Source organism: Algoriphagus marincola DSM 16067 (assembly GCF_000429405.1).
Lineage (GTDB): Bacteria > Bacteroidota > Bacteroidia > Cytophagales > Cyclobacteriaceae > Algoriphagus > Algoriphagus marincola.
Genome location: NZ_KE386898.1, coordinates 209,986 through 230,975, shown reverse-complemented (window position 1 = coordinate 230,975; position 20,990 = coordinate 209,986). Strand labels below are relative to the sequence as shown.

Sequence of the window (20,990 nt, the reverse complement as noted above, 5' to 3'; positions counted from 1 at the left end):
ATGGTGAAATGCGATACAATATTAAGTAGTTTTTCAGATTAGGTCTTTGAATACTTTAGAAGATTTTCAAAAAAGCTGTAATAAAAGGGGCCGAAAGTAACAATCCGTCAAATCGGTCCATAAATCCACCATGTCCAGGTAGCACACGGCCAGAATCCTTGATCTCGATTGATCGCTTGAAGAGCGATTCGATCAAATCTCCATAGGTCCCGGCAATGATAATTATCCCCGCAATCACCAGCCATTTCCAATCTTGAATCGTCTGAAAATATCGAGCCAATAAGAAGGCAATAGCAATGGCAGAAAAAGCCCCTCCCAGGAAACCTTCCCAGGATTTTTTGGGTGAAACCCGCTCAAAAAGCTTCGTTTTGCCAAATTTGGTACCAGCAAAATACGCTCCTGTATCACTTGCCCAGAGAATCAGAAGACAACCTAAAATGATTTCAAAATTATAAACTTTCTCAATCGAAAATACAGCCAAATTTAGAAGGGAAAAGGGGACTGCTACATAGAAAATTCCTAGGTAGGTAAAGGCCACCCCGGTAAATGGCTTCTTATCAGTCTTTTTATAGAGTTTGATAAAAAAGGTCAATGAAATGATTGGGAAAATCAGGTATAGGTATTCATTGGGCAGCTGTTCCTTTTCGATCATGAAAGTCAGCGTGTAAATCAACAGTCCTAAAAAAGTACCGAAGCTTTTCAAAGGTAACATTCCATCCAATCCACAAAGCTTGTAAAACTCCATCTGGGCAAAGCCAAGAATACATGCAAAAACCAGAAAATAAGTCCAGTCAGAAAAAATAATACCTGAAATCACAATTATTGCTCCCAGTAGCGCGGTAATGGCACGCTGACCGAGATTACTGTAATTATTTATATTAAAACGAGATCTCATTATTCACGAGATTAGTGGCTTTCAGCGCATCTTGAGTTTTGACCAAAACTTCATAGTAGCCCAGAACCTGATACGCTGTTTCTTTTTTACTAAGCACTACAGCAGGGATTTCATTCTCCTCCAAAATGCCTTTGACTATTTCGGCCCGGATTTGCTGTGGACTTTCAAAGATTTTGATCCAATCCTTCATGTGGTAGCAGCTTAGTTTTATTAAAGTAATAGATTCCTGCCGAAACTACCAATAATCCCAGCAAAGCTAAAGGATAAGACACGGTTTCGGTGGATTCGATGTCAAAATCGACCATTCCTTGCTTTGCAAAGTAAATCAGTAAAACTGTGATGGAGTTATTCAAAATGTGAGCAACAATCGGATAAATCAAACTCCCAGAATAGACATATAGGTAGCCAAAGAGCGCTCCTAAAAACATCCTTGGCAAAAACCCATAAAACTGCATGTGGATAGCTGAAAAAATAAAGGCTGTAATCCAAATACCCCAATGGTAGGACCCTGTATAGAGGTGCATCTTTGGCTGAACGACCCCTCTAAAGAACACTTCCTCTCCCAAGCCTGCCAAAACACCAATCACCAGAAGGCCAACCAACAGCTCCGACACAGACTGAAAATCAGTCAGAAACATGGTCATTTCCATTAGCTGATCTTCCATCTCTTTCATCCAAGCTTCTAGCTCAGAAAGAAAACCCGGGAGTTCCAGTTGGGCATTCAGGTAAACAAGCAAGGCATTGAAAAACATCCCCCCCAAGGTGATAAGCAAAGTGAGGAAGAGCTTGGAAGAACTTAATCGCTGTAGCTGTCGCTTCCAGCCCAAGTCAGCTCGATCTATGCCTTTTGCCACGATAAAAGCCGCTACCAGAAAACCGATTCCTGATCCTACTCCCTGAATAAAATATAAAGCCATTCGGCCATTTGGGATATTTGTGTCACCCGACATCAACTTTACCACTGAATCCAGATCGATCCCAAATAGAAACAAGGCAACAAAAAGTGCGATGCCCTGCAAAACAATAAGTACCCCGAAAGTGATTAAAACTATGACTACCAGAGACAAAAGCCAGTTTTTTCGTTGCGCTATTTCTCGTGTGGTTTCGTAAATCTCCATATTGGACGTAAATTTACGCCAAATTTAGAATAAGCAGTGGTAAAGATAGGAAACTTAGAACTCGGAGAATTCCCACTTTTATTGGCACCCATGGAGGATGTGAGTGATCCGCCATTTCGGGCTGTTTGCAAAAAAAACGGCGCAGACCTCATGTATACGGAGTTTATTAGCTCGGAAGGACTGATCCGTGATGCAGCAAAAAGTGTCCAAAAGCTGGATATTTTCGAATATGAGCGACCTATTGGCATTCAGATATTCGGAAATGAAATCGAATCTATGCGTGAAGCTGCTGCCATTGCTGAGGCTGCCGGTCCGGATATTTTGGATATCAACTATGGATGCCCAGTGCATAAAGTAGCTTGTAAAGGTGCCGGTGCAGGAATTTTACTGGATATTGATAAAATGGTCTCTATGACTGAGGAGATTGTCAAAGCGGTAAATATTCCCGTCACAGTGAAAACACGCCTAGGCTGGAGCCATGACACAATCCGAATCGTCGAAGTAGCGGAAAGACTCCAAGATGTAGGCATTCAGGCTATCAGTATTCATGCCCGTACAAGGCAACAAATGTATAAAGGTGAAGCCGACTGGTCTTACCTGAATAAGGTGAAAGAAAATCCGAGATTACATATTCCTGTCTTTGGCAATGGAGATATCGATTCCCCGGAAAAAGCTGCTGAATATAAATCAAAGTATAATGTCAATGGAATGATGATCGGGAGAGCTTCGATAGGCTACCCGTGGATTTTCAATGAGATCAAACATTTCTTAGCCACCGGTGAAAAGCTTCCCGCACCAGACTTGGCTGAGCGACTTAGGATAGCCAAGGAGCATCTGGATTTTTCCATCAAATGGAAAGGTGAAAAGCTTGGAATCCTGGAAATGAGAAGACACTATACCAACTACTTCCGCGGTATGCCAAACTTCAAACCTTATCGAACGGATATGGTCACCGCAGATACCTACGAAGAAGTAACTGCTATCCTTGACCAAGTGGAAGAAGTCTATGCAGATTACGTTTTCTAAAGTTGTTTGCTAGTCTTTAATTCCCACTTGAAAATTTTCCCAAACAATTTCAGTTCAGAATTGCTTCATTTGCGGCACCAACCCGTAATCAAATAACTATGTCCAATCAGCCATCTGAGAGCTCGGTAAGAAACTGGATTTATCTGATCATTCTGGCATTAGTCTGGGGAAGTTCCTTTATTTTGATCAAGCGGGGATTGGAAATTTTCTCACCGGGAGAACTCGGAGCCTTTCGAATTGTGGCTGCGGCCACTTTCCTACTTCCGCTTTCCCTTCCTCGGGTTCGCTTTCTAAATAGCGTACAAGTACAAAACTTAATCATAGTCGGCTTGGTCGGCAGTTTTATCCCTGCCTTTCTTTTTGCAAAAGCTCAAACCCAACTCAGCAGCTCACTTACCGGGGTGCTGAATGCACTTACACCCCTCTTTGTGGTATTGGTAGGAGCATTATTTTTCAGTTCAAAAATTACCCGAAGAAATGCTCTTGGCCTTTTAATCGCCTTTTTGGGTGTGTTGATTTTGGTGACGGTAAGAGAGGGCGGTGGTTTTGGAGCACTTTCGGACATTAATGCCTACGCTTTCTTCGTCATTCTGGCCTGCACCTGCTATGGTTTCAACCTGAATATTATCAAATTTCGGTTTGTCGAACTTAAACCCATCGAAATCACAGCAATTTCACTACTGATGGTTCTGCCTGTGGCATTGATTTATCTAATGGCAGGCACCCAATTTTCTTACAAGCTCGTCTCCGTACCAGGAGCTTGGCAGGCCCTAGGCTATGTGGCACTTTTAGGGATCATGGGAACTGCCTTGGCCCTGATTCTTTTCAATATGCTAGTTAAAACAGCCAGCCCAGTCTTTGCCAGTTCAGTCACTTATCTGATTCCCATTGTCGCCATTCTTTGGGGAGTTTGGGACGGAGAAGTTTTACTTTGGGGGCATTATGTAGGAATAGCTGCGGTGATTTTGGGGGTATGGATTGGGAATCGAAAAAAAAGGATTAAAAGGGCATAATTTTGCCACTTCTTTTCTAAAATACTTAATTCAAAAACTGCTTTTTCTCCTTCCAAGCCTTCACCAGCATCGGTAATTCCTGATAGCTAAGTACTCCACTTTTCACTCCCTGTGATTTCAAAAATAGATCATTGGTTTTACGGCTAATCTCCAATGAAAAAGGTGGATACTGAGCGGCTCGTTCCTGAATGGATCGGATATCGTTCAGTACTCCCCTATCCAAGTTTTGTGTCCATGACAAATATTCATCAGGAGCCATTCGATAATAATCCCGCACCTGGTAGAGAAATAATCGCAAAGATGCCGAGTATCCCAGCAGAGGATTTTTGGATTGGCTACCTACCACCCAAGCAACAAAATTGGCCTCCCCCTCATCCGTAACTCCAAAGCTATGTGCCATCTCATGAGCGATAGTAAAAGGCTTCTCAAGCGGATGGAGTGTCGGGTCGATGTAGCTTTCTCCCACATAAGGAAAATAGATACCCAAAATCCCGAGTCTTCGCATCAGCCCCGGAGGTGGAAAAAGTTTGGTACGTGGCTTTCCCAAAAACGATATTCCCAAGGAGGGTAATTGATCCTCCAGAATGTCACGGACTTCGGATTCCAAATCTTGATAAGCTAGTTCTGGCACAATCGGCAAGGTATCAGATTTCAACTGCTGCCGAAGTAGGAGCAGCTCACGATAATTCTCCTCAATTTCTGCTTTCATTTCATGCAGTTCCAAGGGCTTAGCCGAAAGGCCTAGCTGCTGGGATACAGGAGTCCGCTGATAATTGAAGCCCCATAAGAGCATGAAGAAAAAAAGCAATCCTCCGGCAAAATTAAGAATAGACCGGAAGGAAAATGAAAGTCTTTGTTTTAAACCCTTCTTTCGGTAAAACCCTCGAAAAAAAAGGAGGATCAGAAAAAGAATAAGAGCTATAAATAAAAAAACGCTGGGAAAAGGAAGTTTTCCCAGCGTATAATCAAATGCAATTCGGATAAATGGAAATAGACCTCTTGAATAAACTTGGTCGGTTTGAACTGGAAAATTATTAGCTAGACCTCTGATCAGCAGAGCCGAGACTCCCAAGAAAAACCAAATCCACTGGCGAAGTTTCATCCATTATCGATCAGATGCCTTCTGCTTCTACTTCCTTGACTTCGGGTAGCATTCGAGTCAAAAGGTTTTGGATCCCTGCCTTAAGCGTCACGGTACTTGATGGGCAGCCAGAGCAGGAGCCCTGAAGCAAAACTTTCACCACACCATCTTGGAATGAATGAAAGACGATTGCTCCCCCATCTTGCTCTACAGCAGGACGGATATATTCATCCAGGATTCCTTTGATCTTTTTGACGATCTCGGAGTCATTTTCATCGAATAAGGGGTCCTTGTCGAATTTGGCATTTACTACCTTTTTGCCAGCTTCTAAATAAGATTTAATATGGTCTCGAATAATGGTCTGGATTTCGGCCCATTCTACTGATTCGGATTTAGTGACTGTCACAAAATTTGATGCAACAAAAACCCGCTCGACTGAAGCAAAATTGAACAATTCCTGCGCTAAGGGGCTGTTTTCCGCACTTTCTTGTGTGGGATAGTCAAAACTCACCCCATCTTCTACCAACATAAAGTTAGCCACAAACTTTAAAGAATTGGGATTGGGATTAGCCTCCATGTAGAGGTGAACAGGCTTAGCTTGAGCTTTTAGCATGGTATTTCTGGTTTTATTTGGGTTAAACCGATTTGCTGCTGATAAGTTCCAAAAGCAACAATTTCCTTATTTGAAAGGCTGCCCGGTAGCCGCATACCAAATTCCGCCATAAAGGTGCTTGAGAAAATCAGCATCCTCAAAGGCCGCATCCACATGACCTAAAGCGGTATAAAACACCCTTCCTCCATCAAACTCATGATACCAAGCCATCGGGTGATTTTCGCCCATGGCTTTGGCTGGTTCGTATGTAGACTCATCTGCATTGAGCAATACCTTGATATTCGGATTGATATCGCGGAATTCATAGAGTTCATCGGTCCAAAGCCAGTTTTTAGGAAGGTGCCAGGTCGCCGGATGATCCGAATCCACCACTTCAAGCCGTAGGGTTTGCTGCTTGGGATGAGCTAAGAAATAAGCGCCAATTAATTGATTGTACCAAGGCCATTCGTATTCGGTATCCGTGGCGGCATGAATTCCAACCACACCTTTTCCACTCTGTACAAATCGCTGAAAAGCTGCTTTTTGCTCCTCATTGAAAATTGTACCAGTGGTGCTGAGCAATATAATTACATCAAATCGCTCCAGGTTTTTATCGGTAAAGTAATTAGCGTCCTCCGTAGTATGAATTGAAAAAACTTGATCGTTTGCCATTTTCTTTAAAGCAACCACTCCGTTGGGAATGGATTGATGACGAAATCCTGCTGTCTTGCTAAAAACAAGCGCACGAAATTGCTGGGCTTGAACTGTGAAAGCTCCGAAAAGGAAGAAAAATAGCAACAAGCCTGAAAGTTTCTTTTGCATAGGTCTATGAGTTTGATTTTTCTTGAAAATACAAATTACTCCGATCAAAGTCTCAATAATTACTCGATCGGCAGGATAACTCACTGATCAAACCACCAATGCGGCGTGTCATTCGTACTATTGGGAAATTCACTGCAGCGAAGGCAGGTCACAGGATAGTCGGTGATGGGCCTTTCTGGAGAATAAGTACAAACCTCCGAAATGAAAAAAGGAACATCTGCCCGAGTAGTGTAGATTCGCTCCTGAGATATCCTTGCCACCTCAAAATAGCCCAAAACCACCTCGTCTGGATTGGCACTATTCCGAACGTTGCCCCGCACGGGAGCAGGCGGAATATCAAATACTGAACCGGTATTGTTGACCAGATCTTTTACCCGACTCCAATACCGAAATGCATCCTTCGAAATGCTAACCTGCCTGACATTGAAGTAATGTCTACTGAGGAAAGATTCATCGACGATTCGCTGGGCGAGCAATTGCGAAGAGGAATTTACTCCCGCTCTTACGCTTTCACCACTAAAGAGCGGAAGTCGCTCAGGATCCGGAAACCCAAAAACATAACAGTCTGGTGGGGCTTTATTGAAGGGATTGGGAAAGAAAGTCAGGTTCCAATAGTAAGCTTCATCGACATCCCAGCGCAGAAAGTAAGGACTATCCGATTCTGGCAAAGTCACGTCAGAAATAATCGAAATAAAAGCCCGATCCGGGTCATTATCAAAAACACCCCGGCTGAACTCATAGCTGACCTCATCAGTACCAACTGCCGCGGGCATCTGCTCAGGTTCGGATCTATACGTTTTTCCTTCTATCTGAATCTCCACAAAATAACCGACGTCTTCCCGAATCTGAACTGATCTTGGAAGCATGTATTTCCCAGGCTCCACCTGATTGAGCGAAAAGCGTTGATTTTGGGTATTTACCACAAAAACATTAGCATTGGTCACAGGCCTTGGCAAATCATTAAGGACTAAATATTGACCTGAAAAGAGGGGTTCGCGATCTGCAGAAGTGGTCTCCGAAAGCATTACAAATTTATCCTCATCCAAGTTGTTCAACTGCCCAAAGACTATCAGCTTCTCTACTCCCCGATTAAGCGGAAAGTCAATCTGATCCACGCAGGAATTAAACAGAATCAGCGTAGCAAAAACTCCAAAATATAATTTAAACCTACTCATTGTCACCTCCTCCAAATTGAATACTATACGTAATCGAAGGGAAAATAGACCCTAATACCGCCAAACGGTAAGGCCTCAACTGCCTACTATCCCCATCCTTTTGCCAAAAAACCGAATAGGCATTTCTCCTTCCAAAAAGATTGTAAATACTGAAATTCAAACTGTCTCCCTTTTTAGAAAATACCTTCTCCACGGTGTAGGATATATCCACTCGGAAATAGTCCGGGATTCGATATTGATTCCGCTCACTATATTCTGGAATGATCAGGGAATTGACGACGTAACTTGCATTCACTGCACTGACTGGCCTTCCGGTGGCATAATTGATACTCAAGTTAAAAAGACCTCTTGGGTACATTTTTCGACTGAGGATGAAATTGACCTCATGGGGCTTATCATAATTGCTCGGAAACCAATCCCCACCGTTGATTTGAGTTTCCTCAAACTGTCCCTGACTTCTGAAGAAAGATCGAGAATAAGTATAGGCCAGCCAGCCAGTGACTACTCCCAGATTCTTTTTAATCAAAAATTCCGCTCCATAGGCTCGTCCTTCCCCCAGGACAACCTCAGTCTCCATATGGGGATTAAGAAAAACCTGCGCAAAATCCCTGTATTCGATTTGATTTTGAGTGATTCTATAAAATCCGTCGAGAGAAAACTCCCATTTATTATCCTTGCTATTTCTAAAAAATCCCAAGGAAAAATTATCTGATCGCTGTGGTGGGATGTATCGGGTACTGAGTTGCCAAAGATCGATCGGAGTAGGACCGAAGGTATTACTGATAGATTGGATATACTGATAAAGCCGTGCATAGCTGCCTTTCAAAGAGGCATTTTGATCTAGGTTATGACGAATGGAGATTCTTGGCTCCAGACCGGAATAAGTTTGGATAGAACCACCCCCAAAAACTTCCTGTCCAACAATTTGCTCCGTAGCGATAGGCCCTATTTCGCTGTACTGATAGACTGTATCCGGCCCCAGTTGATTATACTGCACAAAGCGAAGCCCACCTACCAAACCCGTCTTCTCTGACATATCCCATTCCAAACTCGAGAAAAGACCTACTTCCAAGCCCCGCTCCTTCCCAATTTTTTCTTCGAGCACATTGGATTCAGCTGTAAAAGGACTCCTTCGCTCGTCCTTCCCTTGATAGTAAACTGCCTCCACTCCTGAATTTATCGCAAGCTTTTCATTGGCCCAAGTCAGTGTAGCTTTTGCCTGCTGATAACGCATGCCATTTTCTACCGATGCCGCATCGAGACCCTCCGGATCGAAAAAAGAATTGGAAAAATCACCATCTGCAAGCAATGCCTTGATCGACCAATTTTCTCCTAAAACCCCACGATAATTCAAACTGCTTACACGGTTGGACCAATCATAGCCAAACTCATCTGAGAACTTGAAATAATCTCCAGTCAGCAAGGTTTTTGCCTCCAGTGTATGACCTTGTTTGATTTTCCAATTGAGTCCCAGATAGCCATCATAAAAGTCGAGTTGGGAATTTTGAATATCAAAGTCTCTTGCTCTTCGAAGCAGCCAATTGGCATTGGAAATCCTACCTCCAAAAATCAAACCTATTTTATCTTTTTGAATAGGACCCTCCACCAGCACTTTCCCATTGGACGTTCCTACTCCGATTTGACCTTGCCAACTTTCTGTAGAACCGGGCTTCATTTCAATATTCAAGGCCGAACCTGCCCGACCTCCAAAGGTTGCCGGAAGATTTCCCTTGTAAAGGGTAAAAGTCTCTGTGACATCGGCATTGAAAGCAGATAAAAAGCCTAGGGCATGATTGGAACTTAAAACGATCGCCTCGTCCATCAGCAGAAGATTTTGATCCGTTTTGGCACCGCGTACATTGATTCCTGAGGTGCCTTCTCCTACCGAACTGACCCCCGGAAGGAGCTGGAGACCTTTAAAAATATCTGCCTCGCCCAAGAAAGCCGGAATCGCCCGTAATTCTCGAGTGGTCAGCTTTGTTACTCCCGTGATGGGATTTCTGACATTTCGATCAGGCTCATCAGATTGAACGACTACACCTTCCAACTCATAACTTTTCTCGGTAATCGTGGTATTGATCACTGCATTGGTGTAGATAGTCAGCTCAGTGAAAATGGGAATTTTGGACAAGTGCCTGAATGTCAATCGATGATAACCGGGAGTCAAGGAGATATAGTAAGTACCGAATCGATCAGAATTGATGCCCGTGTAAAATCCATCCAAATGCAGTCCAACACCTTCCACAGGCTCTCCGGTGTCTTTGTCTGTTATCTTCCCAGTTAAAATATAGGATTGCTGTAGCGCACCTTCTGCTTTTCCAAAATTATATCTCAATGAGTCGGGAATATTCTGAGAATGAAGCCCTGAAATGACAAAAAGAAATAAAAAGCAGAAAATGATTACGCGCATAAACTAAAATTCAAAAATGAATTTATTATCCAATTCAGGAATTAAACAAACTTAAAATTTCTTACGTAAAATCCCCAAAAAATGATCAAATGAGACAGGTTTATATTTCTTCACTAATTATTCTTTTCCTATTCCTAGGTTGCAGTCAAGAAGATGAAGCTCCTCAAAAAGATGCCTTCATTTTTGGTTGGTGGTCTGCCTTTTGCACCGGCAATTGTATCAAAATCTACAAACTAGAAAATGGAAGGCTATATGCCGACAATATGAACAGCTTCCGAGAAGCAGCCATAATTACTTATAAATCGCAACCACTTGATCCACAGTGGTTATCGATCGCTCAAGGTCTGGAAGAGAAATTTCCTCAGTTTCTGAGAAATAATCCCTTCGCTGTGATAGGATGCCCTGACTGTGATGATCAGGGAGCGATTTATTTTGCTTTCGAAAATAGAACAGGAATCATGTATTGGCAAGTTGATACCGATCCAGGCACCTGGCCTGAAGAGATCAAACCCTACATGGAATCAGTTCTACAGGCAATAGACCAACTCCCACAGGATTAAACCCTTTTGATCAATTCAAGTAAAATTTTACTCAAAATAGGCTCTGCTTTGGCTGCTGCTGCCACTACATCATCTAGGGTGATTTTGTGAATCTTCCCAGGTACTCCAAGGTCGGTAATGGCCGAAATCCCGAAGACTTCCATGTTGGATTGGCGAGCGACTATTACTTCTGGTACCGTGCTCATTCCGACCGCATCCGCCCCGATGATTCGGATAAAGCGATACTCTGCAGGAGTCTCCAAATTAGGGCCTGACACGGCCGCATACACTCCTGTATGAACTTTAAACTTATTTTCCCTGGCAATTTCCAAGGCCATCTCGACCATTCGACTTGAGTAAGCATCACTCATATCTGGAAATCTCGGGCCAAATTCCGGAGGGTTTTCACCTCGGAGGGGATTATCAGGGAGTAGGTTAATATGGTCTGTCAAAATCATGACCTCACCTACAGCTTGATCCGGATTGAGGCCACCTGAAGCATTGGAAACAAACAGTCTTTTCACTCCTAGGTGCTTCATCACCCGTACTGGAAAAGTGAGCTGCTGCATCGAATATCCCTCATAGTAATGAAAACGGCCTCGCATAGCAATCACTGGCTTTCCAGCCAAAGTACCAATCAGTAGCTTTCCGGAGTGAGTCTCGACTGTCGAAATGGGAAAATGGGGAATATCACTGTAATCAATCTCCAGACTGATATCAATCTGATCTCCCAGCTTTCCCAATCCAGTACCCAAAATGATCAAATTTTCTACAGGATCAGGGCAAAGATTTTTAAGAAATCGAGCAGCTTCATGAATTTGAGTAAGGTAGTTCATCGGTTTTAAAATTTCTCCTAAAGATAGGAATCTAAGGCATCCCTCGAACTTTTGATGCCCAAAGCTTGTATTCTTTGTTATTCAAAAGAAGCTATGATTAAAATTATACTCGGTACCAATAGAAAAAACTCAGTATCCAAACTGATTGCACTTCAATATCAGCAAATCTTAAGTGAGAAAGGACAAGCCTCTGAAATTTTAGAGCTAGAAGAACTTCCGAATGATTTTATAGAAACAGCACTCTATGAAAACAACGGAAAAAATGAATCCTACAATCGCTTTCACCAAAAGGTAGCCGAAGGCCAAAAATTCATCTTCATCGTCCCTGAATACAATGGTTCTTTCCCGGGAATTCTGAAGACTTTCATTGATGGGATGACTTATCCCAATTCGTTTAGATACAAAAAGGCCGCACTAGTCGGCCTTTCTTCAGGAATAGGAGGAGGTGGCATCGCACTGAGCCACCTCACTGATATTTTCCATTACTTGGGGATGCATGTCCTCGCTCTCAAGCCAAAACTGGCTAAAATCGAGCAGAATATGTCAGATAACTTGCTCACCAACAAGCTTTATATAGAACTACTGCAAACCCAAGCAGAGATGTTAATGGAGTTTTAATCCTTAATCCACATTATCGTGGAGAAAGCGATTATTCCCCAAAATCTCATTTTCATCACTTACATTGAACTTGCTGATATTGTTCTCAGAACTATGCTCAGGCTCGCTTAATGTAACGTTCTTTCGAAGGTAAGCCGGTACTTCAAGTTTTTCCTTGAGTTCTTCAGGGCTAGGATTGAATGACCGGCTTCCTTTTAGCTTTTCAAAACGCTCATGAGCACGCTGAATAGCTTTTTGTTTCATTTGCTCATAGAAGTCATTCGCATAAACAGGCTTAGCCGGATCAGCATTTTCTTCCTCTGCCTTCACTTCATTCTTCGGCTCATCTTCTTCTTCATAAAGATCATGAACAATTCGTTCTGAAGCTGGAGTGGATTCTTCTTTTGGTTGCTCCGGAGTAGCTTTTGGGAGATCAAATCGGAAAGTCTCATGACGAGGCTCTTCTTTTTCCTCCTCTTTTGGCTCTTCTACTGGCTTATTGGGTTTAGAGAAAACGAAAGTGCTTCCTGCAATCGGCTCTTCTTTCACTTTTTCACTTTTGCCGCTTTCTAGATTTATTACGGTTTTGATCTCTTCCTCTTCTTCAGCTGGCTTTGTGTCCTTTACCACTGGTGCAGGAGTTGGTTCGATCTGAGCTTTTGGCTTCGCAGCTGGAGTTCCATCTAGTTTGTCCATTTCAAAACCCGTGGCAATTACCGTAACCCGGATAGCTTTGCCAAGCTCTGGATCGATGCCCTGACCGAAGATTACTTCAGCATTATCACCGGCCTTTTCTTGGATGTACTCAGTAATCTCACTCAACTCATCCATGGAAAGTTCTTCATCCTCACCGGACATAATAGAAAGGAGGATTTTCTCTGCTCCTTTGATATCGACATTGTTTAGAAGCGGAGAGGAAATTGCAGCTCCGGCGGCACGGATAGCGCGGCCTTCGCCTTCTTCTGTAGAAGATCCCATGACAGCTGCACCCGCATCTTTCATGACAGTCTTCACATCTTCAAAGTCCACATTGACATCCTGATGGATCGTGATGATCTCAGCAATGGATTTTGCGGCTGTAGTCAAAATATCATCGGCTTTTCCAAATGCAGTTCGGATAGCCAAATTGCCATAAATCTCTCTTAGCTTATCATTTAGGATGACGAGAACTGTATCGCAGTTTTCTCTCAAAGCCTCGATACCTGCCTGAGCGACAGCCATCTTCTTGCGACCCTCAAACATAAATGGTGCGGTCACAATACCTACAGTCAGGATATTCAACTCCTTGGCAATCTTAGCCAATACTGGTGCAGCTCCTGTGCCGGTTCCACCACCCATTCCGGCAGTGATAAATACCATTTTGGTGTTGTCTGCAAGTAGCTCTCGGATTTCCTCCTGAGACTCAAGTGCGGCATTTTTTCCTTGCTCAGGATTGGCACCTGCACCAAGTCCCTCTGTTAGGTTGGCACCCAACTGAAGCCTCAAAGGAACTGGACTAGACTTCAAAGCCTGTGCGTCGGTATTGACCACGACAAACTCCACGTCCTTGATTCCTTGATTGTACATGTGGTTGACTGCATTAGAGCCACCACCTCCGACGCCAATTACCTTGATAATTGACTTTTGATTTTTTGGAAGATCAAATCTGTAATCTTTCATGTTATCTGACATATTTATTTATTTGGTGAACTAGTTTCTATTTTTTCTTTAAGGTTTGAAATGGAGGGAAACAAAAGACAGCGTCCATTATCTCCCCAATCATAAGCCCTAGTAATTACTATCGTCTCCGATTTCATCATGGATAATGCTCTTGAGCCTATCGCTGATGTTTCGGAAAATATCTTTTGCATTGAACTCCCGCTTGGGAGCAATTTTCTGTACCCCGCCGTTAGCAATGCGCTTATTGTAGCTTTCTTCCCGGTCATCCAGGGATTTGAATCCTGCCAAAACCAATCCTACCGAAGTAGCATACATCGGGCTTTTGACATCCTCGAGAGCTGTCTTTCCTAAATGCTCATTTGGGTAGCCGATTCGGGTATCTAGGCCAGTTTGGAATTCGAAAAGCTGGGAAATACACTGAAGCTGGGAACCCCCGCCTGTGATGACAATTCCTCCGGTAAGCTTCTTGTAATAGCCGCTTTGCCAAATCTCATTTTGGACGATATCAATGATTTCTTCCATTCGGGCTTGGATAATGCTGGCAAGGTTTCGAATGGAAATCTCCTTCGGCGGCCTGTTTCTGAGACCAGGTATGGATACGATCTCATTAGGGTTGGCCTCGTTGGCAATTGCTTTACCAAAACGCGTTTTGAGGAGTTCGGCCTGCTTCTGCATGACCATGCATCCTTCTTTGATATCCTTAGTAATAATGTTTCCTCCGAGTGGAATCACCGCTGTATGACGGATGATATTTTCATAAAAAATCGCTACGTCCGTCGTACCACCTCCAATATCCACCAAGCAAACACCTGCTTCCTTCTCTTCATCGCTAAGAACTGCCAAGGAACTGGCAAGAGGCTCCAGTATCAATTGCTTGGACGTGAGGTCTGCTCTTCTCACGCATCGATTGATGTTGTTGATCGCGGTGGTCTGTGCTGTGATGATATGGAAATCAGCCTCCAAGCGCGTACCGGACATACCCACGGGATCTTTGATTCCTCCTTCGTAATCCACGGTGTAGTCTTGTGGCATCACGTGAATGATTCTGTTTCCGGGAGGTACCAAAATATTTTCCATCTCAGAAGAAAGACGGCGTACATCTTCTACCGTGATTTCATCTTCAGATGGCTGACGCATAATGCTTCCACTTTGCATTTTGCTCTGAATGTGCTGCCCGGCAATACCGACAATCACCTCGCCTATTTCCACATCAGCCATATCAGAAGCTTCTTCTACGGCTTTTTGGATAGCGTGCACGGTCTTGTCGATGTTGGTAACGACACCTCGGTCCACTCCATCTGAGACGGCCTTGCCCATTCCCAGAACTTCGAGTTTTCCGTATTCATTCTTGCGACCGACAATGGCACAGATTTTTGTGGTGCCTATGTCTAATCCGACGATTAATTTTTCATTTTCCATACCCAAGCTTTTATTCACAGACTATTTGTTCCTTAAATTTTACACTGACCCGATCATAGGCATCCCAGCCTTTACGGGGAAGAATTTCACTGTAGAAAATCTGAATTCGATCAAACTTATCCTCTAGGTCTGCAGCATCTCCCAATTCAATCACTTGCTCTCCCACCTGCTGATAGAGTCGAATGTCATCACGCTCCCTGATCTCCACCTCCGTGATTTGTGCATTCCAAAATTCATCTTCTGAGATAAAGCGAATCAAATCCATCAATTCTGGCATTTGATTCATCACTCCACCCTCATTCAGTAGCTTTTCTGCCATATCACCGCTAAGAATCAGCACACGACTCGTATAGCTCGGTGAAATGGGAATGATTTTACCCTCCGTGGTGATGTACCCATCAGCAGCAAGCGGGCGCACAATCCTCGCAATAGGTTGATGCTGCTCGAGGTAGAGCTGAAGGATTCCTTTCTGCCCTATACTCGCGTCAGCCATTTTGATAAATGGATGTCCCTCTAGGCGATCCTCAATCGCATTCAATGGTACCTCTTCGAGAAGGAGACCTACTTTCAAATTCGGGAAGGCTTCTGCGAGCAGGGTTTCTATCTCCTGCTTATCCACGAAATACAATCCACTTACTCCCTCGATTTCGATTTCTGTTCCTTGGTATGTTTTGTAGATACTTTGCTTTTCTACAAAAGCAATAAAGCCACCCAAGATCAAGGTCAAAATCACAAAAACTCCATATTTCTTCAGTCTTTTCATACTCCTTGTTCAGTTGAATTAGACATTTCCGAAAACCATATTTTCACTTTTGGCACGAGTCGATCAATATCGCCTGCCCCCATAGTCACCAGTACTTCTGGCTGTAGGATTTCCAAAACCTCGAATAGCTTCTCTTTGGCCACAGTCATCTTCGTATCTGCCTGAATACTCTCCAAAAGCATTTCCGAATTCACTCCTGGAATCGGAAGCTCTCTCGCCGGATAGATATCCAAAAGCAGTACCTGGTCTGCGAGGGAAAGACTCTCAGAAAAACCTGTAGCAAAATCCCTAGTCCTGGTAAAAAGATGTGGCTGAAAAATCACCGTCAGCTTTAGTCCCGGATACATGGCCCGAATCGAACTCAAACATGCACGGATCTCCTCCGGATGATGTGCATAGTCGTCCACATATACCTTGCGAGGTTCGTTGAGATGGATTTCAAATCGACGCTTGACCCCTCGGAAACTAGCCAGACCCTTTTTGATTTGCTCTTCAGTCAATTCAAAATGCAGGGCAACTGCTATCGCTGCAAGAGCATTCTCCACATTGTGAAATCCAGGAATAAAGAGTTCCAAACCCTTGATTTGCATCTTTACATCCAGATAGTCAAAGACAAATGATCCTGGCTTGGCTTTTACATTATCCGCATGAATACCGGTAGAAGCTCTCAGTCCATAGGTGGAAATACCTTTCTTATCAGCCACCGGTTCACCCAATCGCTGTAGAGCTTTGTCTTGAATAAATAGCTTTCCTTTTTTCTTGAGAAGTCCTACAAACTCCCGGAAGCCTTCGACGATGCTACTTTCATCACCGTAAATATCCAGATGGTCAGGATCCACACTGGTAATGATCTCCATTTCAGGATTTAAGCGAAGGAAAGACCGATCAAACTCATCGGCTTCTACCACCATGATAGTTTTATCCTTCGAACTATTGATCAGGAGATTGCTTTGATAATTTTGGGTAATACCACCAAGGAAAGCTGTTACCGGCTTATTCGCTGACTTCAAGAGATGAGCGATCATCGATGAAGTGGTGGTCTTCCCATGGGTTCCAGCCACAGCTATAGTGTAGTTTTCGGATGAAAGAAGCCCAAGAACCTCTGAGCGCTTTTTGATTTGGATTTCTTCCCGTTCAAAGAATTGATACAATTTCGAATCTCTAGGTACAGCAGGGGTCCATACCACCAACAAGGCCTCTTTATTATCAAAAAGACTGCTTGGAAGCTTGTATGAATCATCCTCAAACATCACCGGAACACCCTCATTCTGGAGTTCGTCAGTAAGCGGTGAGGCTGTACGATCGTATCCGGAAACGGCATAGCCTTTATGCTTAAACCAGCGGGCTAAAGCACTCATTCCTATCCCTCCGATTCCGAGAAAAAAGACGCTATGTATTTCCTTTAGATTCAAGCGATTAACTTTTCTATTTCATTTACTATCTCTTCAGCAGCATTTGGCTTTGCCAAAGCGCGAATATTTTGACTCAATTTTTTTACTAGATCAGGCTCATTCATGATGCTATCCACCTCTTCCTTCATTTGGCCTACTGCCTCGGCATCCTTTAAAATGAGTGCTGCTTCTTGCAGTACATAGGCCATGGCATTTTTGGTCTGATGATCTTCTGCCACATTGGGAGACGGAATAAAAACCACCGGCTTGCCTACAAGCGAAAGCTCCGAAACAGAAAGCGCCCCTGCACGCGACACGATTACATCTGCAGCTGAATAGGCTAGATCCATTTCGCGAATGAATTCCCGAAGATGGATGTGCTCTAATCCAGAATCCTCCACTGCCTTTGACATGTCTTTGAAATAGTATTTGCCAGACTGCCAAAGCACCTGATAACCATCCTTTTCAAATGCCTGCATATCCTTTAGCGTAGCTTGATTAAGCGTCCTTGCCCCCAAGGATCCCCCCAAAACCAAAAGCGTCTTTCTAGTTGGATCCATATCAAAGTGAGCCATTGCTTTTTCCCGCTTGCCATCGAGATTGAGGATATCTTTTCTTACCGGATTGCCAGTCAAGACCAATCGATCAGCAGGGAAAAAAGACTGCATGTTTGGATAGGCGACACAGATGGTTTTTGCCCGCTTAGATAGGATTTTATTGGTTATTCCCGCATAGGAATTTTGCTCCTGAATCAGAGTTGGGATTTTTTTGCCTTGAGCAGCATAGAGCACCGGTGCACTTGCATAGCCACCAACTCCGATCACTACCTGAGGCTTGAAATCTTTGACAATCTCCCCTGCTTTTGCCAAGCTTTTGATCAGCTTAAAGGGGAAGGATAGATTTTTCCAAGTCAAGGATCGCTGTAATCCCGCCACTGGTAATCCAATGATTTTGTAGCCAGCCTCAGGGACCTTCTGCATCTCCATTTTACCCAAGGCACCCACAAAAAGCACCTCGCTATCGGGATGCTTTTCTACCCAGGCATTGGCGATGGCAATAGCAGGATAGATATGTCCTCCGGTACCTCCACCACTGATCAAAAGGCGATATGTTGCTGACTTTTCGATTAGATTGCTGCTTTTAGTTTGGGTCTGTTCATCGCAGTCCCGGTTTGTAATTCATCCTGATGATCTCCTCGGCTGACAGAAAGGATAATCCCCAAGGAAATTCCTGTAAATACCAAGGACGTCCCTCCCATACTTAGTAGAGGAAGTGGAAGCCCGGTGATAGGTCCAAGACCTACGGCTACCGCCATATTTACCAATGCTTGAATGACGAGTGCGAAGCTGAGACCTGCAGATAACAAGCCTCCAAATGCTTTATTGGAATTGGCGACAATTCGCATTCCTCGATATAGCAAAGCCAGATATAGGAAAAGGACAGCCACTCCGCCGATCATTCCATACTCTTCAATGATGATGGCATAGATAAAGTCAGAATAAGGGTGTGGCAATGAGTTTCTTTGCTCAGAATTTCCAGGACCCTTGCCCGTAATTCCTCCCGTTGCGATAGCGATGTAGGACTGCTCTGCTTGGAAGGGGATTTTGCTATCGTCTGAGGAGGACTCCACAAAGTCTGTAATCCTAGACTGGAACGTTTCCCCTCTTTGTCCCAAAAATATCGCAGCAGTCAAGCCCAAAACTCCCACCATCACGACTACCAGCAGATATTTCACAGGTACTCTTCCGATAAACATGATCAATAGACAGGTGCATAGCAGCAAGATGGCCGTAGACATATTTGCCAGTCCTATCAAAGCGCAAATCACACCAATTGCGATGATGATGGGTAAGAATGTACTCTTGAAGTCCTTAATGTTATTTTGTCTTCTGGCTAGCATAGCAGCCAATGCTGCGATGAGAGCCAATTTTGCCAGATCGGAAGGTTGAAACGCCTGATTGATTACCGGGATTGTCAACCATCGATTAGCCTCGTTGATATTGGAGCCAAATAAGTAGGTAATCAAAAGCAGAGGCATGGAAAGGTACATAGCCAATCTGGCGTAGAGGGCATAGTTTCGATAAGGCACCTTATGGGCCAGCCACATGACTCCTAGAGAAACGAATACCAGTGCTGAATGCCTTACCAGGTACAATTCGGTATTTCCACCGGCATATTTATAAGCCAAAGACCCTGTCGCAGAATACACCACCAGGATACTAAATAGAGACAGCAGTATCACGATACCCCAGATAATGGGGTCTCCCTTGAAATGCTCATCTATCCATGCTTTAAACTGGCTCATGCGCTGATTTTCATTTTTAAATCCAAAACTCCGGCTCGGAACTGATCGCCCCGGTCCTCATAATTCTTGAAAAGATCAAAGCTTGCACACGCAGGCGAAAGCAAGACCACATCACCTTTCTGTGCCATTTGACGACTCCAGGTGATTGCCTCTTTTATATTTTGAGTTTCTCTTATCTCATCGATTACTCCAGCAAAGGCTTTTTGAAGCTTTACATTGTCTTTTCCAAGGCAGATCAGAGCTTTGACACGAGCACTAACCAATGGTACAAGAGGCGTATAATCATTACCCTTATCTACCCCTCCAGCTATCCAAATGACTCCTTGGCTGTAGCTTTCCAAAGCATAAGTAGTTGCCTCCACATTGGTGCCTTTACTGTCATTGATATAGCTGACACCTTCTATTTCAGCTACCTTTTCCAAGCGATGAGGAGCATTCTTGAAGCTTTGAAGCCCCGCTTCTATTTGAGCCTGACTGAGACCTGCAATCCTTGCTGCGGTTATAGCAAAAAGAGCATTGATTACATTGTGCTTGCCGGCAATAGGAAGCACCTTTTTAGGAATCCTGATTTCTTCTTGGTTTACCTTTGCGACGAGTTCATCACCCTGCAGAAAAGCAGAAGGGTTATTCTCGGCATTCAAAGAGATGAAATGCTTTTTTGCCCTGATTTTTGCTTCCTCTATTCCGCTTTTTGAAATCATATCTTCTTTGTAGAAGAGTGCAAAATCATTTGCTTTTTGGTTGATAAAAAGCCGGAATTTTGACTTCATATATTTTTCTACCTGACCTTCATAGCGATCCAGATGATCAGGAGTGACATTAGTCAAAATGGCGATGTGAGGATGAAAAGTTTGCATGCCGTCAATCTGAAAGCTGCTCGTCTCGATCACCCACCAGTCTTTATCACCTTGCAACAATTGTCCTGACCAGCTATGACCGACATTACCCGCCAAGCCCACATTGAGCCCAGCACTCTTTAGCAGATGGTAGATCAAAAGCGTAGTAGTAGTCTTGCCATTTGTGCCTGTGATAGCAATGATTTTTCCATTGGAAACATGATGCGCCAATTCCAACTCATCAATAACTGCAAGACCTTTATCGACAGCCTTTCGAATCAAGGGAGTTGAATAAGGAATCCCGGGGCTTTTCACAATCAAGTCTGCATCTAGTACTCTCTCTTCCGAATGTCTTCCTTCTTCAAATTCGATTTCTGCTTTGATCAACTCAGCCTTTCTTTCCTCCTTGATTTGACCCAAATCCGTTACGAAAACCCCATAGCCCATCTGCTTGGCGAACAATGCTGCTCCCAATCCACTTTCTCCGGCTCCTATGATGGCTACGTTTTTCAA

General features: G+C 43.7%; 20 protein-coding genes. 4 read left to right on the top strand and 16 right to left on the bottom strand.

Annotated elements, in window-relative coordinates; genetic code table 11:
* Positions 1 to 55: 55 nt before the first annotated feature.
* From G457_RS0118025 to G457_RS0118015, 3 genes are read right to left on the bottom strand one after another with little or no spacing between them, the layout of a single operon-like run.
* A complete protein-coding gene (locus G457_RS0118025; protein ID WP_026947699.1) occupies positions 56 to 895 on the bottom strand; it encodes a phosphatidate cytidylyltransferase in 840 nt (279 codons plus the stop codon).
* A complete protein-coding gene (locus tag G457_RS0118020) occupies positions 879 to 1,085 on the bottom strand; it encodes a putative signal transducing protein (protein ID WP_026947698.1) in 207 nt (68 codons plus the stop codon). Before G457_RS0118020 ends, G457_RS0118025 begins: the two co-directional genes overlap by 17 nt.
* A complete protein-coding gene (locus tag G457_RS0118015) occupies positions 1,060 to 2,013 on the bottom strand; it encodes a CPBP family intramembrane glutamic endopeptidase (RefSeq protein ID WP_026947697.1) in 954 nt (317 codons plus the stop codon). Before G457_RS0118015 ends, G457_RS0118020 begins: the two co-directional genes overlap by 26 nt.
* Before the next feature lie 36 nt (positions 2,014 to 2,049).
* Between G457_RS0118015 and dusB the strand changes: the two genes are divergently transcribed.
* Positions 2,050 to 3,039: a tRNA dihydrouridine synthase DusB gene (dusB, locus tag G457_RS0118010; protein ID WP_026947696.1), complete on the top strand. Its 990-nt coding sequence runs from the start codon at positions 2,050 to 2,052 to the stop codon at positions 3,037 to 3,039.
* Between the two features lie 98 nt (positions 3,040 to 3,137).
* The gene (locus G457_RS0118005; protein ID WP_026947695.1) at positions 3,138 to 4,052 is read left to right on the top strand and encodes a DMT family transporter; all 915 of its coding nucleotides are present in this window, start codon (positions 3,138 to 3,140) and stop codon (positions 4,050 to 4,052) included.
* A gap of 25 nt (positions 4,053 to 4,077) precedes the next feature.
* On the opposite strand, the gene G457_RS0118000 is transcribed toward G457_RS0118005, so the two are convergent.
* The 5 genes from G457_RS0118000 to G457_RS0117980 all read right to left on the bottom strand — a co-directional run bounded on the left by G457_RS0118000 (position 4,078) and on the right by G457_RS0117980 (position 10,132).
* Complete coding sequence (locus G457_RS0118000) at positions 4,078 to 5,154, bottom strand: DUF3810 domain-containing protein (protein WP_026947694.1); 1,077 nt, start codon at positions 5,152 to 5,154, stop codon at positions 4,078 to 4,080.
* A 10-nt stretch (positions 5,155 to 5,164) separates the two neighbouring features.
* Complete coding sequence (locus tag G457_RS0117995; protein WP_026947693.1) at positions 5,165 to 5,746, bottom strand: NifU family protein; 582 nt, start codon at positions 5,744 to 5,746, stop codon at positions 5,165 to 5,167.
* A gap of 66 nt (positions 5,747 to 5,812) precedes the next feature.
* Positions 5,813 to 6,547, bottom strand: a complete 735-nt coding sequence (locus G457_RS0117990; protein ID WP_026947692.1) for a ThuA domain-containing protein — start codon at positions 6,545 to 6,547, stop codon at positions 5,813 to 5,815.
* Positions 6,548 to 6,627: 80 nt separating this feature from the next.
* The gene (locus G457_RS0117985; RefSeq protein ID WP_026947691.1) at positions 6,628 to 7,722 is read right to left on the bottom strand and encodes a DUF4249 domain-containing protein; all 1,095 of its coding nucleotides are present in this window, start codon (positions 7,720 to 7,722) and stop codon (positions 6,628 to 6,630) included.
* Positions 7,715 to 10,132, bottom strand: coding sequence for a TonB-dependent receptor (locus G457_RS0117980; protein ID WP_026947690.1), 2,418 nt, complete (start codon positions 10,130 to 10,132; stop codon positions 7,715 to 7,717). Before G457_RS0117980 ends, G457_RS0117985 begins: the two co-directional genes overlap by 8 nt.
* 89 nt (positions 10,133 to 10,221) lie before the next feature.
* Here G457_RS0117980 and G457_RS0117975 point away from each other — a divergent pair, with 89 nt between their 5' ends.
* Positions 10,222 to 10,692 (top strand): hypothetical protein, encoded by a 471-nt coding sequence (locus tag G457_RS0117975; protein WP_026947689.1) that lies wholly within the window; start codon positions 10,222 to 10,224, stop codon positions 10,690 to 10,692.
* On the opposite strand, the gene G457_RS0117970 is transcribed toward G457_RS0117975, so the two are convergent.
* Positions 10,689 to 11,507: a purine-nucleoside phosphorylase gene (locus tag G457_RS0117970; protein WP_026947688.1), complete on the bottom strand. Its 819-nt coding sequence runs from the start codon at positions 11,505 to 11,507 to the stop codon at positions 10,689 to 10,691. The genes G457_RS0117975 and G457_RS0117970 overlap by 4 nt on opposite strands.
* A 93-nt stretch (positions 11,508 to 11,600) precedes the next feature.
* On the opposite strand from G457_RS0117970, the gene G457_RS0117965 reads away from it, so the two are divergent.
* Positions 11,601 to 12,125: an NADPH-dependent FMN reductase gene (locus tag G457_RS0117965; protein ID WP_026947687.1), complete on the top strand. Its 525-nt coding sequence runs from the start codon at positions 11,601 to 11,603 to the stop codon at positions 12,123 to 12,125.
* Between the two features lie 3 nt (positions 12,126 to 12,128).
* Here G457_RS0117965 and ftsZ read toward each other — a convergent pair whose 3' ends face one another.
* The 7 genes from ftsZ to murD all read right to left on the bottom strand — a co-directional run bounded on the left by ftsZ (position 12,129) and on the right by murD (position 20,990).
* Positions 12,129 to 13,775, bottom strand: a complete 1,647-nt coding sequence (gene ftsZ / locus G457_RS0117960) for a cell division protein FtsZ (protein ID WP_248602879.1) — start codon at positions 13,773 to 13,775, stop codon at positions 12,129 to 12,131.
* A 96-nt stretch (positions 13,776 to 13,871) separates the two neighbouring features.
* A complete protein-coding gene (gene ftsA, locus G457_RS0117955; protein ID WP_024283672.1) occupies positions 13,872 to 15,182 on the bottom strand; it encodes a cell division protein FtsA in 1,311 nt (436 codons plus the stop codon).
* 10 nt (positions 15,183 to 15,192) lie between these two features.
* Positions 15,193 to 15,945 (bottom strand): cell division protein FtsQ/DivIB, encoded by a 753-nt coding sequence (locus G457_RS0117950; protein ID WP_026947685.1) that lies wholly within the window; start codon positions 15,943 to 15,945, stop codon positions 15,193 to 15,195.
* Positions 15,942 to 17,357 (bottom strand): UDP-N-acetylmuramate--L-alanine ligase, encoded by a 1,416-nt coding sequence (gene murC, locus G457_RS0117945; RefSeq protein ID WP_026947684.1) that lies wholly within the window; start codon positions 17,355 to 17,357, stop codon positions 15,942 to 15,944. Before murC ends, G457_RS0117950 begins: the two co-directional genes overlap by 4 nt.
* Entirely contained in the window at positions 17,354 to 18,436 is a 1,083-nt protein-coding gene (murG, locus tag G457_RS0117940; protein WP_026947683.1) for an undecaprenyldiphospho-muramoylpentapeptide beta-N-acetylglucosaminyltransferase, read from the bottom strand. The genes murC and murG overlap by 4 nt, the downstream gene beginning before the upstream one ends.
* A gap of 26 nt (positions 18,437 to 18,462) precedes the next feature.
* Positions 18,463 to 19,641 carry an FtsW/RodA/SpoVE family cell cycle protein gene (locus tag G457_RS0117935; RefSeq protein WP_026947682.1) on the bottom strand — a complete coding sequence of 393 codons (1,179 nt, stop codon included), beginning with the start codon at positions 19,639 to 19,641 and terminating at the stop codon, positions 18,463 to 18,465.
* A complete protein-coding gene (murD, locus tag G457_RS0117930; RefSeq protein WP_026947681.1) occupies positions 19,638 to 20,990 on the bottom strand; it encodes a UDP-N-acetylmuramoyl-L-alanine--D-glutamate ligase in 1,353 nt (450 codons plus the stop codon). Before murD ends, G457_RS0117935 begins: the two co-directional genes overlap by 4 nt.